7 protein-coding genes are annotated in these 16,297 nt (G+C 68.5%); all 7 read right to left on the bottom strand.

Annotation, left to right across the window (positions count from 1 at the left end):
- Position 1 precedes the first annotated feature (1 nt).
- The 7 genes from NFE57_RS11920 to NFE57_RS16785 all read right to left on the bottom strand — a co-directional run bounded on the left by NFE57_RS11920 (position 2) and on the right by NFE57_RS16785 (position 16,165).
- The gene (locus NFE57_RS11920; RefSeq protein WP_252135807.1) at positions 2-988 is read right to left on the bottom strand and encodes a glycosyltransferase family 2 protein; all 987 of its coding nucleotides are present in this window, start codon (positions 986-988) and stop codon (positions 2-4) included.
- Positions 985-7,518, bottom strand: coding sequence for a type I polyketide synthase (locus NFE57_RS11915; RefSeq protein WP_252135806.1), 6,534 nt, complete (start codon positions 7,516-7,518; stop codon positions 985-987). Before NFE57_RS11915 ends, NFE57_RS11920 begins: the two co-directional genes overlap by 4 nt.
- Positions 7,519-7,521: 3 nt before the next feature.
- Complete coding sequence (locus NFE57_RS11910; protein ID WP_252135805.1) at positions 7,522-12,174, bottom strand: MupA/Atu3671 family FMN-dependent luciferase-like monooxygenase; 4,653 nt, start codon at positions 12,172-12,174, stop codon at positions 7,522-7,524.
- Complete coding sequence (locus tag NFE57_RS11905; protein WP_252135804.1) at positions 12,171-12,518, bottom strand: hypothetical protein; 348 nt, start codon at positions 12,516-12,518, stop codon at positions 12,171-12,173. The genes NFE57_RS11910 and NFE57_RS11905 overlap by 4 nt, the downstream gene beginning before the upstream one ends.
- Before the next feature lie 226 nt (positions 12,519-12,744).
- Positions 12,745-13,692, bottom strand: coding sequence for a glycosyltransferase family 2 protein (locus tag NFE57_RS11900; RefSeq protein WP_252135803.1), 948 nt, complete (start codon positions 13,690-13,692; stop codon positions 12,745-12,747).
- Positions 13,689-14,855: a glycosyltransferase family 2 protein gene (locus NFE57_RS11895; RefSeq protein WP_252135802.1), complete on the bottom strand. Its 1,167-nt coding sequence runs from the start codon at positions 14,853-14,855 to the stop codon at positions 13,689-13,691. The genes NFE57_RS11900 and NFE57_RS11895 overlap by 4 nt, the downstream gene beginning before the upstream one ends.
- On the bottom strand, positions 14,852-16,165 hold the full coding sequence (locus NFE57_RS16785) for a glycosyltransferase family 4 protein (protein WP_252135801.1): 1,314 nt from the start codon (positions 16,163-16,165) through the stop codon (positions 14,852-14,854). The genes NFE57_RS11895 and NFE57_RS16785 overlap by 4 nt, the downstream gene beginning before the upstream one ends.
- Between the last annotated feature and the right edge of the window lie 132 nt (positions 16,166-16,297).

Here is a 16,297-nt window from a genome sequence, read left to right as displayed (position 1 = left end):
GTCACCGCACGGCCCTGGTGCGATCGGGCCGCAACGCCGAGCCCGCGATGAAATCGCGCAACAGGTTGGGCGGATCGGGATCTGGCCGCGATAGCAGTCGCCGGTGCACGCGCCAGAGCAGGTACGAGACGATCCACGCCATGTCCGCCCCGATCGCATACAGCCGCCCGTGATTCTTGACGAAATAACGGCGGCGTGAATCGAACCAATAAGGCGGCACCCGCCCGATGGTGGGCTGATCGTCGTGCAGCCCGGTGCTTTGACCGGCGAGATGCATGACCTGCGCTTGCGGGACGTACCAGCATTCCCAGCCGCTGCCCCGCGCGAGGCGGCAGAAATCGGTTTCCTCGAAATAGAGAAAATAGGCTTCGTCCATCATCCCGATCGCGTCGATTATCGCGGCGCGGATCACCATGCTCGACCCAGAGACCCAATCGACCGGGGTTGCGGCGCCGTTCATCGGCCGGAGCAATTGGTGATTGCGGAGCAGCCCGGTGACGATGCCGAGCCGCATCCCGCGTTCGATTTCGGCGAGAATGCTCGGGAAGCGGAAGGCATAGGGCCAGGGGACGTTATTTTCGTTCAGCAAGCCGCTGCCCGCGATCCCCGCCGCAGGGTGATCGCGCATGAAGGCGGCGAGTATTGTGGCGGCGCCCGGCATGACGCGCGTGTCGGGGTTGAGCAGCCAGATCAGATCGGGGGGATCGGCGCGGTTGCGTGCGGCCTTGATCGCCAGATTGTTGCCATAAGCGAAGCCGCCGTTGATCGGCGCGCATATCAGCTCAGCCCAGTCGCCCCAGCGATTGGCGGCGATCGCCGCGGCAATGCGCGTGCACGAATCGTCGCCCGAGGCATTGTCGACCACGATCGCGCGCAGCCCCGGCATCGTGGCGACTTCGGCTGCCAGGCTGGCGAGGCATTCCACCGCCAGCGTTCCCGTGCAATAGTTGACGATCGAGACGAGCATCCGCGGTGCGGCCTCGCTCATAGCGCCAACTCGACGGCAATTTCCTGCGGCGCATCGGCGCGCGCGCGATCGTCGGGCGGGGGGGCGAGCGCCGGGTCGGGCGGGTTGTAGCTGGCGAGGGCAAGGTCGATCCGCTCCTGCATCGCCGTGGCGAGCACCGCGACACCGGGTTCCTGAAGCACGCTGGTGTGGCCGCCGGGCACCGGGATCATCGTGACGTCGCCCGCGACGCGCTTGCCCCAACCGAGGATGCAATCCGAATAGACCTCGGTGAACGGCATATCGTCTTCGGCGCCATTGCCCTGCATGGCCCTGAACAGCACGACATCGCCCGCCGCGAACAGGCCGTGCGGGTGATGCCGGCGATGCGCGACCTCATAGATCTGAAGGAAGCCAAGATCGGGTGGCGGCGCGGTGTCGCATCGCGCCGCGCCGCCGTGGGTGCCGAGCCGATCGACCGCGCGCGTCTGCTGAAGGCGCGCGATCCTCGACCCGATTTCGTATCGCATGACGCTCACCACCTTGCGGATGAGGGCGGTGACCAGCGGGATCAGCCCCGGCGGCGATCCGGCGCCGATGCCGAACAGCGCGCGCGCGCGGTGCAGGCGCGCGCGCGCGACGCGGAACGGCCGCTCGGCCGCATCGACATCGGCCGCGTCGATGATCCCGACGAACAGCGCGGCCTCGCCCGCATCTTCCAACTGGCGCGCCATCTCGAAGGCGATGACCCCGCCCGCGCACAAGCCAGCGAGCAGATAGGGGCCGTGCGGCTGGAGCGTGCGCAGGCGTGTGATATGTCCTGCGGCCATGTCGCTGATAGCGCTATGGCGATATTGGCCGTCGTCGTTGCGTTCGGGTTCGAGCCCGTAGACGCTGCGCGCGCCGTCGAGCTTGAAGGCAAGCGTCCGGTACAGCAGCGTCTCGCCGAGCCCGTCATGGACGAGGAACAGCGACACCGGGTCGTTCCCGGCGCGGAGCCGCGTCACGCCGGGCAAGGCCGGTTGCGGCGGTTGCTGGTCGTCCGCCGCCGGACTGTCGCTCGCCACCGCGTCGGGATCGAGCACCGGGCTATCGGGATCGAACACCGCCGCCAGCCGCGCGACGGTAGAGGCCTCGATCAGCGCGCCGAGCGCAACGGTCTTGCCCGTCCGCTTGCGCAGGCGGTTGACGAACTGGACCGCGAGCAGCGAATGGCCGCCGAGATCGAAGAAATCGTCGCTGCGGCCGAGGCCGCCGTCGATTCCCAGCATCTCGCCCCACATCTGCGCGATCAGCGCCTCGGCCTCGGTACGCGGTGCCGCCTCGGCCGGGAGCGCGGCCGGTGTCCCCTGATCGGCGGCGCGAACGCGGTGCGGCGCGCGCAGCCGGTCGATCGCGGGCATCAGATCGTGTGGCGAGACGAGGATATGGGCGCCGCCTTGCCCCCCCAATATTGCCTCGACGACGCGCATCCCCTCGGCGGGAAGCATCGCCTGCTGCTGGCTGTCCTGGACCATATCGTTCGCCGTCGTCCTCGGCTTGGCCGCGGGTGCCACGGCGCGGGATTGGTGCAGTGCCGCCGTGTCGTCGAGCCGAAGCATCGTGAAGTCGGCGATCGCGGCGAGCACCGTGCCCGCGTCGTCGGTGATCGTGACGTCGAAGATCGCGAGTGCGCCGCTGGCGTCGCCGTCCGGGCGCAGCCGGATATGGCTGACGATGCGCCCCGGCAGCGGCGCGTAGAGGCTGACGCGACCGTAGGAGACCGGGGCGAAGAAGGCGGGGCTGCCGTCACGTTCGGGGATCAGCGTCTGCGCGCCAGCGGTCGCGAAATCGAGCAGCGCGGGATGCAGCGCCATCGCCGTCAGATCGCCGCGAAACGCCTCGGGCAGCGTCAGCCCAAGCAGCGCTTCGCCACGGCCTGCCTGCGCGCGATCGACAAGCTGCCAGCGTGCGCCGAAACGCAGATGCGGCGGGTGCTCGATCGTGTCGACGGGGATCGTACTGTCGCAGCGCGCGGCGATCGCGCCCAGATCGAGCGGCTCGGGCAGGGCGGCGTCGAGGCCGGCGATCGTGCCGCGGACGTGCTCCTGCCATGCCTCCGCATCCGATCGCCCGATGATGCGCAGCGTCCAGTCGCTCGCGTCGCGGCGCTCGAGATGGACGCGGATGTCGCGCGCCGCGCCATCGGCCACCGCGAACGGCGCCAGGAAGGTCACGTCGCTGAACACCATCGGGCCGGGGGCGATGGCCGCATAGGCCGCGCGCGCAATTTCGAGGAAGCCCGTTCCGGGGATCAGCGCCTGCCCGTCGGTAAGACGGTGCTCGTCGAGCAGCCAGTGCGTGGCGGGCGAAAGCTGCCCGGTAAAGACATGGGTCTCGTCCGACACGCGGTGCCACCCCGTCAGCAACGGATGATCGATCGGCATTGCCGTGTCGGGGCCCAATGCGGGTTCGGCATCGCTCTGCCGCGCGAGCGCCGCCGCCATCCCGACATCGCGCCACTGGCTCCACCCGACCGAGATCACGCGCGTCGCGTCGTCATTATGGCGTGCCTGGGCGTAGGCATCGAGAAAGGCGTTGGCCGCCGCGTAATCGACCTGCCCGGCGAGCCCCGCGACCGCGCTGACCGAGGAGAACAGCATCAGGAAATCGGGTCGTTCGCCCGCCAGCGCCTGTTCGAGCGCGAGCGTGCCGTGGAGCTTGGGCGTGAGCACCGCTTCAGTCGCGGCGCGCGTCTTGAGCTGGAGCGGGCCGTCATCGAGGCACCCGGCGGTGTGGAACACGCCGTTGATCGGGCCGAGTTGCTGGCGGACGGTACGCACCGCGCGGCGCATCTGGCCGCGATCGCTCACATCGGCGGTGATCGGCAGGACGATGCCGCCCGCCGCCTCGATCGTGAGCAACTGGCGCAAGGTGAGGGCGAGCGGATCGTCGAGCGGCGCTCGGGCGAGATGGTCGGCCCATGTGGCGCGCGGCGGCAGCGCCGACCGGCCGATGAGCGCGAGCCGCGCGCCATATTGCCCGGCGAGATGGCGCGCGAGCGTCAGCCCGATTCCGCCCCGTCCGCCGGTGATGAGATATACGCCCTCGGGGCGAATGGTGCATGGCGCATCGGCACGGACGGGGGCGGGGGTGGCGACGATCCGCTGCACCCAGCGCTCGGCCGCGCGATAGGCGATCGTCTCGGCATCGTCGGTTGCGCCCGCTTCGGCCGCGAGCAACGCCGCCAGACGGACGCGCGCCGACGAGGAGGGCGGGCAGACCAGATCGATACTGCGCGCGCGGATATTGGGGAATTCCTGGCCGAGCACGCGCACAAGCCCCAGCGACGTCGCCTTTTCGGGCGCGGGCACGGCCTCATCCGCTATCCGCTGCGTCCCGTCCGACACGACCATCAGGTGCAGCGCGACATCGGGATCGTTCTCGCCCAATGCCTGCGCGAGATAGAGCAGGCTGAACAATCCCCTGTCCTGCGCCGTCGCGATCGCGCGGGGTGCGGTCCGGCGGCGGCGATCGCCGGTCATCTGCCACAGATGGCAGATCGTCTCCGGCATCCGCCCGCGCGTGGACAGATGCGCCACCAGCGCCTGATAATCGGCCGGTATGGCTGGATTGACCGTGAATTCGCCGGTCTTGCAGATGTGGAAGCGCTTGCCGGGCCGGACCAGCGCGACGTCGCTTCCCTGCGCGCGCAACCGCGCCGCCAGCGCATCGCCGAGCCCCAAGGCGTCGGCGAACACCAGTGCGGTCGCTCCATCGGCTTCGGCCGGGGGCAGCGCGGCGCGCGTCCATTGCGGTTCGTAGAGCCAGTCGGCGAGGTCGGCGCGGCGCTCCAGCGGTTCGTCGGGATCGGCCTGCGCCTGAACCTCGACCGCACCCGGTGCGATCCAGTGGCGTTGCGGGTCGAAGCGATAGCTCGGCAGCGACACGCGGCTGCGGCGTTCGTGGCGCCAATAGCCGTGCCAGTCGATTGCTACGCCCGACGCCCAAAGCTGCCCTGCGACGCTGAGCATATGATCGAGATCGAAAGTCGCATCCTCGGCGTGCGGCAGGCTGTTGAAGACCGCGCCCGCGCCCGTGCGCCCGACATGCTGGCGCGCGAGGCTCGACAGGACGCGCCCCGGCCCGACTTCGAGCAGCACGCCGTCGGGCTGGTCGAGCAGCCGATCGAGCCCGTCGGTAAAGCGCACCGGCTCGCGCAAATGGCGCACCCAATATTCGGGGTCGGTCGCCTCGTCGCTGCCGATCCAGTCGCCGGTCAGGTTGGAGACGAAGCGCTGCTCGGGCGCGTGCAGCGTGATCGTACCCAGCAGCGCGCGGAAATCGTCGAGGATCGGTGCGAGCATCGCCGAATGTGCCGCCACCGAGATCGGGATGCGCCGCGTCTCGATCGCGCGCGCGGCGAGCATCGCCTGTAGCGCGTCGATCGCCGGGACAGGCCCCGACGCGACCGTCAGGCCACGGCCGTTGATCGCGGCGATCGACAGTTCGGGCGGCAACAGTGCGCGCAGGTCGTCCTCGCCAAGCGGCACGCTGAGCATCGCGCCGGGCGGCACCGTCTCGAACAGCCGGCCGCGTCCGCTGACGATCCGCAGCGCATCGCCGAGGGTGAATACGCCCGCCAGATGCGCGGCGACATATTCGCCCATCGAATGCCCGATCATCGCGGCGGGGCGCACCCCCCATGAAGCCCAGAGCCGCGCCAGCGCGACCTGGATCGTGAACAGCAACGGCAGCGCGATCGAGGGCCGTTCGAGCGCGCGCGCGGCCGCGGCGGCGCGATCGGGCTCGGGGTAGAGCAGCGCGCGGAAATCGGTGTCGCAGAACCGTGCCAGTTCCTCGAAACATTCGTCGACGGCGGCGGCGAACACGCGCTCGATTGCATAAAGCGTGCGCCCCATGGCGACATGCTGCGCGCCGCCGCCGGCAAACAGGAAGGCCACCGGGCGCCCGGCGATGATACACTCGCGGGTCACGACGCGGTCGGCGGACTGGTCGCGCAGCAACGTGGCCGCTTCGCGCGCGTCGGCCGCGACGAGGATGCGGCGGTGCGGCAGCGCGCGGCGGCCGGTGCTCAGCGTATAGGCCGCGTCGGCAAGGTCGGCGTGCGGATGGGCATCGAAATGCTCGGCCAGCGCCACGCTGTTGGCGTCGAGCGCGCTCAGCGATTTGGCCGAGAGCACGATAAGCTGGCGCGGGCGCGAGGGACCGGGGTGATCGGTGATCGGCGCTTCGCCGAGCACGACATGCGCGTTGGTGCCGCCCACCCCGAGCGAACTCACGCCCGCATAGCGCGGCGCCCCGCTCCGCCGCGGCCAGGGCTTGAGCGCCGCGTTGACGACAAAGGGGGTACGCGCGAAATCGCACGCCGGATTGTCCGCTTGATGATGGAGCGAGGGCGGCAATTCGCCATGCTCGAACGACAGCGCGACCTTGATCAGGCTCGCGACGCCCGCGGCGGTATCGGTATGCCCGATATTGGGTTTGACCGATCCGATCGCGCAATAGCCGGTGTCGCTGGTGTCCTGGGCAAAGGCCTGCGTCAGCGCCGCGATCTCGATCGGATCGCCCACGGGGGTGCCGGTGCCGTGCGCCTCGACATAGCTGATGCTACGCGCATCGACTTCGGCGATACTCAACGCTTCGCTGATCGCCAGCGCCTGCCCGTCGACGCCGGGGGCGAGGTAGCCGACCTTCCCGGCGCCGTCGTTGTTCACCGCCGAGCCCTTGATGACGGCGTAGATATGATCGCGATCGTCGCGCGCGTCGGCGAGGCGCCGCAGCACCACCGCGCCCGCGCCGCTGCCGAACACGGTGCCTTGCGCCCCGGCGTCGAACGCGCGGCAATGGCCGTCGGGCGACAGGATGTCGCCTTCCTGATACGGATAACCTTGGCCATGCGGCAGATCGATCGAGACCCCGCCGGCGAGCGCCATGTCGCATTCGCCGTTGAGCAGGCTCTGCACCGCCACGTGCACCGCGACCAGCGAGGTCGAGCACGCGGTCTGGACGTTGACGCTCGGCCCCTTGAGGTCGAGCAGATACGATAGCCGCGTGGACAGGAAATCCTTGTCGTTGCCGGTATGGCGGAGCAGGAACAGCCCGACATCGCGCACCAGCCGCCGGTTGGTGAGCAGATTGTAGGACAGATACGCATTGTGCCCCGATCCGGCGAAAACGCCGATGGCACCGGCAAAGGCGGTCGGATCGTGCCCGGCATCCTCGAACGCCGCCCAGGCGCATTGCAGGAAATGCCGATGCTGCGGGTCCATGATCGCGGCGTCGCGGGGGCTGAGCCCGAACAGGCTCGCGTCGAAACAATCCATATCGGGCAGCGGCGCGCCCGCTTTCACGTAATTGGGTTGCGCGAGCAGCCTGGGATCGACCCCGGCGGCGAGCAGGTCCGCATCGGCCAGCGGCACGATCGATTCGACGCCGCCACGCAGGTTGGCCCAATAGTCGCGGGCATCGCGGGCGCCCGCGAAACGGCACGCCAGCCCGACGATCGCGATCTCGTTATCGCCGATCGTGCTGACGAGCGTTGCGCCCGATTCGTCGCGCTGTTGCAGCATGGCCTATCCTCCGTCTGCATCGACGAGGATCTGGGGCCGCGCGCGCCGCCGCTGCATCGCGGCCTTGCGGCCTTCGCCGCGACCCTGCGTCTGCCCGATCACGATGTCGCCGGGATCGGTCGACAAATGCCGACTCAGCGTCTCGATCGTCGGGAAGCGGAAAATATCGGTGATCGAGGGCGCGCGCGCCGCCACCCCCTGCAATCGGCGATGGACCTGCACCGCGAGCAGCGAATGCCCGCCGAGATCGAAGAAATTGTCGCGGGTGCCCACCGAAGACAGTTTGAGGACATCGCGCCAGATCGCCGCGATTTCCCGCTCCAGTCCGTCTTGAGGGGCAACGAAGGAGCGAGAAATCGCGGCCCCGGTCCTCCCGCCGGGTTTGGGGAGCTGCTTGCGGTCGAGTTTGCCGTTGGGGGTGTGGGGCAGCGCTGACAGCGCCACGACATGCGACGGCACCATGATCTCGGGCAATTGCGCGGCAAGGTGCGCACGCAAGGTCTGCACCGGGACGTCGCCGGCGACGGGCGTGTAATAGGCGACCAGCCGGACATCGCCGGGCGCGTCCTCGCGGCAGAGCACGATGGCTTGCGCAACGCCGGGATGGTCGAGGAGGCGCGCTTCGATCTCGCCGAGTTCGATGCGGTGGCCGCGCAGCTTCACCTGATGGTCGCGCCGGCCGAGAAACTCGATGGTGCCGTCGCTCAAATGCCGTCCCAGATCGCCGGTGCGATAGACGCGTGCAGCGGGCTTGAACGGATGAGGCACGAACCGTTCGGCGCTGAGCGCGGCGCGATCGTGATAGCCGCGCGTCACGCCCGCGCCGCCGATCACGATCTCGCCGGGCATGCCGGGCTGCACCGGCCGTTGGCGACGATCCAGAATGTACATTTCCTGATTGGCCAACGGCCGGCCGAGGGGAATGCTCGCGCCCCCGTTGCCGGGCTCGTCGCCGACCTCGTGGGCCGCCGACCAGATCGTCGTTTCGGTCGGCCCGTACATGTTGAGCACCTTGCCGCCGACGAGGCGCCGCAGATCGCGCGCCAGCGCCGGGGGGAACGCCTCGCCGCCCACCATCATCTGTGAGAGGCCTGCCAGTCCGGCATGCGTCCGCTGATCCGCGACCAGCAATTGCGCCATCGCGGGCGTGCATTGCAGGTGGGTGACGCCGTGCCGGGTCAGCAGTTCGCCGATCGATACCGGCGGTTCGGTGGCCTTGGGCTGGGCCAGGATGCGCAGCGCATTCAGATGCGGCAGATGCGCGAGCACCTGATCGGCGGGCACCCCGAAATCGATCAGGCAGGCGATCTCGTCGACACCCACGCCCTGCAGCGCGCGCACGATCTTGAGGCAATGCTCGGGTGTGCCGAACAGCCCGCTGGTCTCGTAATAACGCTCGAATGCATGGTCGAGCAGTTGATCCATCTCGGCGTCGCTCAGGCTGTCGAGGTCCGCCTGCGCGCTCGATCCTTGCATGCCGGGGCGCTGCTTGAAGGCCGGGAACGACCAGGCGAATTGTTTGACCAGCCCGGTCGCGGTGCGGAGATAGGCGATCATCGGCGCGCGCACCGCCGCGCGTACCGCCTCGGCATCGGGGCCGACGAAGCTGTGCAGCATCATCGTGACATGGCCATCGCCGGGATGCCCCGCCGCGCGCCACGCCGTGCGATAGACCGCGAGCTTCTCGCCGACCTCGGCGACGCTCTGGCCAAGCAAATGGGTGAGGACGTGCGCGCCGGCCTTGCCGGCTGCCGCAAAGGTTTCGGGGTTGCCCGCCGAGGTAATCCAGAACGGCAGCTCGGGCTGGACGGGGCGGGGGTAGATCGACACCGCGACATCCTCCCCCAGCGGGCCGGGAAAGGTGCATCGTTCGCCGCGCCACAGCCGGCGGACGGCGTCGATCCCGCTCATCAGCGCGGCGTTCTTGTCGGCGAAATTCTCGGGCCGCAGGACGAAATCGTTGGGCTGCCAGCCCGAGGCGAAGGCGATCCCCACCCGGCCGTGCGAGAGATTGTCGACCAATGCCCATTCCTCCGCGACGCGGATCGGGTGGTGGAGCGGCAGGACGACGCTGCCGCCGCGGATCTTGATGCGGTGCGTGATCGCCGCGATCGCCGCGCTGGCGACCGACGGATTGGGGTAGAGCCCGCCGAAAGCATGGAAATGGCGCTCGGGCGTCCAGATCGCGGTGAAACCGTTGCGATCGCCGAATGTCGCGCCTTCCATCAACAGCCGATATTGGTCGGCGGCCCCGCCGCTGTCGGCGCTGGCGAAATAGAACAGGCTGAACGCGAGCGGTGTTGCGGGCGGCTCGGCGGCGGCGGGCGTCGCGATCGTCGCGTCGCTCGGCGCCAGCACGACATGGGTGCCACGCGCGAGCGTCCAGCACAATTCGAGCACCGAGATGTCGAAATTCAGGCTGGTCACCGCGAGCCATGTCCCGCCGGGCGCGATCACGCGATCCATCCCGGTGAAGAAATTGGTCACGTTGCGATGCTCGACCATCACGCCCTTGGGCGTGCCCGTCGATCCCGAGGTGTAGATCATATAGGCCAGATTCTCTGGCCTTGCGCCGCCGGCGATCGGGTAAAGCGGTTGCGCGGCGATCAACGCGCGATCGGCATCGATCGCGATCAAGCGCGCGCCGACATCGCGGATCCGATCGGCGAGGTGCGCGTGGGTGACGATCGCGGCCGCGCCCGAATCCTCAATCATGTAGCGCAGCCGTGCTGCCGGATAGAGCGGATCGAGCGGCAGATAGGCAGCGCCCGCGCGATGGATCGCGAGCAGCGCCACCACCATGTCGATCGATCGGTCGAGGTGCAGCCCGACCAGCGTCTCAGGGCCGATTCCAAGCGACTGGAGATACCAGGCGAGCTGGTTCGAGCGCTGGTCGAGGTCGGCATAGCTCAGCGTTTGGTCGCGACAGGTCAGCGCGGGCCGGTCGGGGGTCAGCGCGGCCTGTTTCTCGAACAGATCGTGGATGCAGCCACCCGATGCTGGGGGGTGCGCGGTGGCGTTCCACGTGTCGAGCAACTGGTGCCGTGTCGCGTCGTCGAACAGCGGCACGTCCCCCAGCGCCATGTCCGGCGTCCGATCGACGACGTCGAGCAGCGAGAGGAAACCCGCTTGCAGCGAGGCTGCCAGCGCCCGATCGAGCCGTGTGCTGTCGTAGATCCACGCGCTCGCGCCACCGTCGGTGCGGATCGCCACCGTCAGATCGGTGCCCGGCGTATGCGCCGCTTCGGCAAGATCGTCGACGACGACGACCGAGACGGGCAGCGGCATGGCTGAGGACAGATCGGGATCGCGCGCCACGAGGTCCGCCGAAAAGCCGATCCGACGGTGGATCTCGCGCATTTCCGCGCAGATCGTCTCCTGAAGCTGGGCGAACCCTTGCGTGAAATCGATCGTCGTGCGCAGCGGCAATGGGCACGCGAACCACGCGCTCGCCGGGTCGTGCTGCGCCGTCAGGATCGGCGAGGTGAAGCCGATGTCGAACCGGCTGTCGTCCGCAACCCGCGCGACATAGGCGATCAGCGCGGTGAGGACCGTTTTGGCGCGATTGGGAGCGCTGGATTCGGGCAACGCGATCGTGTCGCACACCGGCGTTTCCGGAATCGCGGTGTCGGCGGGCCGCACGAGCGGCAGTCGCAACGGTGCGAGGGTCGCGAGCTTTTCACGCCAATAAGGTTCATGATGTGCCGCAGCCATATCCAGCGCGGTGACGATCCGCGCGTCGGCATCGTCGAGATCGGCCAGTCGGTCGCCCACATTCAGGCCGAGCGCGACGGGGCTGACGGGATCGCCATCGAGCCGCGCCATTTGCGTGAGCGTGACGTCATCGGTCGCGGTGGCGACGGTGAGGCCGTCGGCGGCAACGGCGAGGATCGTGCCCGGCAATTCGTGCGATCGCGCCGCCTCGATCCGCAATCCACGGACCAGAAACAGGTCGCCCGAAACCATCACCTTGGCGGCGCCGAGGGGATTGAAACGATCGCCGAAATCAAGCGCGCGCACCAGCCGGGCGCTGTCCGCCGCCGGGTGGCGCCAGCGGATCGTCGCCGCGGCCTCGGGGCGGTGATCGCGGCCATAATAAAGGCCGGCGCGATCGGGCTGCGCCGCGCCGTCGAGCGTGTCCGCCGCGATCAGATCGAGGACGTGCGCGAAGCTCTCGATCCCGGCGGCAAAGCATTTGGTGTTGATCGACAGCGCGGTTTCGTCGGGCTCGATCGCGAACATTCTGGTGGCGAGCACGGGGCCGCCATCGACCGCGTCGGTCATCAGATGCCAGCTGACCGCGTGGCTTGGCTCGCCGTTGAGCAACGCCCAGACGGGGGTGTTGAGCCCGGCATAATCGGGCAGCGGGCCATCGTGGAAGTTGATCGCGGCACGACGCGGCAGGGCGAGCACCTCCGTGTGCAGGATCGCGAGATTGGTGATGCTCAACAGCAGGTCGAACGGGGCCAGCCCGGCGGCGGGGAGCGTCGCCGGATCGTCGAGCGTCCGGATGCCGCGCTCGGCGGCCCAGTCGCGGATCGCTGCGCGATCGCTGACGATCGCCGCGATCCGATGGCCACGCTCGAGCAGCATCGCGCCGCATTCGAGCATCAGCGATTCGGTGCCGATCAGGACGCAGTCATTGGCCCCGGTCATGATACGACCACCTTCACCGGCGATTTGCGGCGCTGCTGAAGCCCGATCACGATCGCGCATGCCAGGAACGCGGCGCAGCTTGTCAAAAAGGCATCGCGCGATCGGCGCTCATCGTCGATCCGGATCGTGGTGAGCCGTGCCGGCGCCGCCGACAAAAGCGGTTGTGGGGTGGCGATTGGCTGCGGGCCCGCCATGGCGATCGAGGCGGCGAGGGGAAGGCAGATGTGCGGGGCGCGCGCGCTTTGGTCGTCGGCTATCCGGGCAGAGGCGGCGCTGCACGATCCTGCCACGATGACGGCGAAGATAAAGGCAGACGCGCGTCGCCCAAGCTGCTTCATCGTCATGGATTGCCCCTGGATATACAGTATAATGCAATAGAATTACTTTAATGATTAGACACGACCGTTATTTCTGTTCGACGATCCGATGCATATCGGCGGCGACGTGTTGTTATTTTCTGTACCGGTAAAGCCTCTCATCTTGCGGAGCAATTTGATCGAATCCGTGGTGGGTTTTCCCAGGGCGATTGGCGCGGGGAGGATTCGGTACGGAACAGCCACGAGCCGGGGACTATTTATATTCGATCAGTGGTCGTCGCTGCGCCGGGGGCTGGCGCCAGAAATCGATCTGACCCTGACAATGCGGCAGTTTCCCCAATGTCACGAAGGTTGCGTACAGGCCGCCGTGCTTGCGCAGGATCATCAGCCACAGGATCGGCCAGAACGGCCAGGCGAACGGCAGCGACCACAGGATATTGCTCGCCACCCGGCGTATGAGGCGGGGGTCGTCGCGGCCGCGCCGGGATAGTCCTTCGGCCATCGCATAGCCGCTGCGCCGGTTGCGTTGCCACCATTGGGCGAAATGCATCATCGCCGCGTCGTGGCGTGACATGTCGTGATCGATCCGGTGGATCGTCCACCCCGCCCGCCGCAGCCGGTGGCACAGATCGGGCTCCTCGCCCGCGATCAGCTCGGTCGCGAAACCGCCGACATCCTGGAAGGCGCTCAGCCGCATCAGCGCGTCGCCGCCGCAGGTGGGCACGATCCCGATCGGCGTATCCCATTCGATATCGCACAACCGGTTATACCAGCTGGCATCGGGAAACCGCTCGCGGCGCCGGCCGCAGACCACGGCGGCATCGGGCGCCTCTGCCATCGTCTGAAGCGCCGCGTCGATCCAGGCGGGGTCGAGCAGGCAATCGCCGTCGAGGAACTGGATGAACTCGAGCCCGACGAGATGGGTCTGCAACCAGTCCGCGCCGGCGTTGCGGCCCCGCGCGGCGGTGAAGGGACGGTCGGCCGCGAGCACGACCACCTGTGCGCCCGCCTGCTCGGCACGCGCGACGCTGTCGTCGCTCGATCCCGAATCGACATAGACGATCGCGCCACCGCGCCCCGCCACACTGCGCAGGCTGTCGCTCAGCCGCGGTCCTTCGTTACGCCCGATCACGACCACGCCGACCACGTTGGGCGGCCGTGCCACCGGGCGCGCCGGGCGGCCGATCGGCGTGGGTATCACGGGGCGCGGTCCGTACGGACCCAGTGGCGCTGGCGGTGGAGCAGATAGGCGGCATAGATCGGCAGCTTCCACAGCACATAGGCAAGAATGCCGGGAAGCGCGCGCGCCGGCACGAGGTGCCGTCCGAACCCCACCCAGACGATTCCCAGCACCAGCATCGCGAGCGCGAAGACGGAGGACTGGAGAACCGCCGGGCCCGCGACGCTGCCGTTCGTGGCAGCGAACAGCAGCAGCGCCGCGACGCTGGCCTCGGCAACCACGAACAAGGCAAGCGGGGGAATGATGAGATCGGTGGCGAGCAGGAGCAACCGGGGGCGTCCGCTGAACCCCGCCGCGACGAGCCGGGGCACGAACCGCCCCGCAACCCCGATCGCGCCATGCTCCCAGCGGGTGCGCTGCGATATGGTTGCCCGGCTCGAACTGGCGGCGCTCACGAAACAGGCGCGCGGTTCGAAGCGGACGGCGTTGCCGCCCAGTGCCAGCGTCAGCCCCAATTCCATATCCTCGACCAGCGATGCGCTTGCGAGCGGCGCGTCGGCGAAGAGCCGCCACGGAAAGCCCATGCCGCTGCCCTGCAACAGCGCGACGCCGCACAGGCGTTGCAGCCCGCGCTGGCGGATGAGGTTCTTGACCAGAAACGCGAAGGTCGAGATGCGTACCAGTGGCGGTGCAGCGGCGGCACAGTCGAGCAGATATGTGGCCTGCACCACAGCATCCTGTGCGTGGACCGACGCCGCCAGCATCGGAATCGCCTGCGGGGCCGGCGGGCAATCGGCATCGACCACCAATACCACCGCCGGGGGCGCCGCCCGCAGCGCTTCACGGCCATAAGCAAGCGCATAGGCCTTGCCGCGCCGCGCGGGATCGGTGCGCTCGATCACCGCCGCGCCTGCACCGGCGGCGCGCGCGGCGGTGTCGTCGGTGCAATTGTCGGCGATCACGATCACGCGATCGGTGGCGCGCAATTGCTGGCGGATTCGGAAGATGGTGCGCGCGATGCCCGCGGCTTCGTCATGTGCCGGCACCAGCACCGCGATCGGGGGCGGCGGTAATGTAAGCGGCGTTCCGCTGTCGCGCGCCAGGCCGGCGAGCAGTTCGGCCACCAGCGCGAGGCCGGGAAGCGCTGCGACGATTGCGATCGTCCAGGCGAGCATTGCGATCATCGCGCGACTGCCCACGGCCGCAACAACGTCGCCAGCGTCGCCGCGCTGGCATCCACATCGTGCTGCGCCGCGACGCGTGCCCGGCCGTGCGCGGTCTTGGCCTGGAGCGTGCCGATATCGGCGCACAGCATTTCGTCCATCGCCTCGGCCAGTGCGTCGGCGGAACCGGTCGGGACCAGCCAGCCGGTGGTGGTATCGACCAGTTCGGGAATGCCGGCGATCGCGGTGGCGATCACCGGGCGGCCGAGCGCGAACGCTTCCATGATCACCACCGGCAGGCCCTCGGCGAAGCTCGGCACCACCAGCGCGCGGGCGGCCTCGATCTCGCGGCGCACGCTGTCGGTGCTCTGCCAGCCGAGCAGATGGATGTGGTCGCCAAGGCCGCGCGCCGCGATATGGGCCTCGATCTCGGCGCGCATCTCGCCATCACCGATGATGCGCAGTTGAAAGGGGTGGGCGCGGGCGACGATCGCAGTGGCCTCGATCAGTACCGACAGGCCCTTTTGTGCGCTCAGCCGTGCGACGCAGACCAGCGTCCGCGAGCTGAGCCCGACATCGGAGCGGTGGTGGAAGCGTGGCGAGGCGCCGCACCGCACCAAAGCGATCCGGGGCCAGTCGGCGACGCGCGACCAGCGCATCAACTGGCCGCGGCCATGATGCGAGATCGCCACCGCGAAGCTGGCATCCGCGATCTTCTCGCGCAGATGCAGCGCGCCGGGGGCGTCGAATTCGTCGGGGCCGTGGACGGTCAGGCTGTAGGTCGGCCCGCCCAGCCGGCGCGCCAGCAGCGCGACCGACGCGGGGTTGGTGCCGAAATGGACATGGACATGGTGCACGCCCGCGCGCGCGAGCATGGTGGACAGCAGACACGCCTCGACGAAATAGGCAAGGCCGCGCGCGATCCCCGCCGCGCCGCGCCAGCCCATCGACAGCGCCATCCACAATGAAGCGATGAAGGCGAGCGGGTGCTGGAGGAAACGCGATGCGATCGCATGCGCAAAGGCCAACGGCCCCACATCCAGCAACGCGATCGTCCGGTCCGCTTCGGCGCGATCGACAGCATCGGGCAGGGGGGCGTGCGGTTTGCGGATCGTCAGCCGCATGATCTCGAATCCGATCCGTTCGAGCGCGTGGATTTCGTCGCGGATGAAGGTGTGGCTCACCTTCGGATAGACGTTGGTGAGATAGGCGATCCGCATCGCCGGTGACGCATGGAGGCATGCCCCGATCGTCTCCGGTGCGGCACTGCTTTTCAGTGCATCGGCATGGGCGGCAATGTCGATGGCGAGCCTCCCGGCACGGACGCGCACGGCGATCGGCCGCGGCCCCGTGCAAACTACCTTCTCCGCGCTATGTCGCCGGATCGTCGGGCGCCCACCATCCGCATCTTTGCCGGGCGATTTGCCGCAGGGCGTTGTGGGTTGCGAAAATTGCGGACCGAT

The organism is Hephaestia sp. MAHUQ-44, assembly GCF_023806085.1.
Lineage (GTDB): Bacteria > Pseudomonadota > Alphaproteobacteria > Sphingomonadales > Sphingomonadaceae > Sphingomonas.
The sequence above is the reverse complement of the archived record's forward strand: the minus strand, read 5'-3'. Positions and strand labels throughout refer to the sequence as shown.

Coding starts and splice junctions, on each gene's coding strand:
- NFE57_RS11905 (WP_252135804.1), bottom strand. CDS start 12,518: ATGACGATGAAGCAGCTTGGGCGACGCGCGTCTGCCTTTATCTTCGCC.
- NFE57_RS11915 (WP_252135806.1), bottom strand. CDS start 7,518: ATGCTGCAACAGCGCGACGAATCGGGCGCAACGCTCGTCAGCACGATC.
- NFE57_RS11920 (WP_252135807.1), bottom strand. CDS start 988: ATGAGCGAGGCCGCACCGCGGATGCTCGTCTCGATCGTCAACTATTGC.
- NFE57_RS11895 (WP_252135802.1), bottom strand. CDS start 14,855: ATGATCGCAATGCTCGCCTGGACGATCGCAATCGTCGCAGCGCTTCCC.
- NFE57_RS11910 (WP_252135805.1), bottom strand. CDS start 12,174: ATGACCGGGGCCAATGACTGCGTCCTGATCGGCACCGAATCGCTGATG.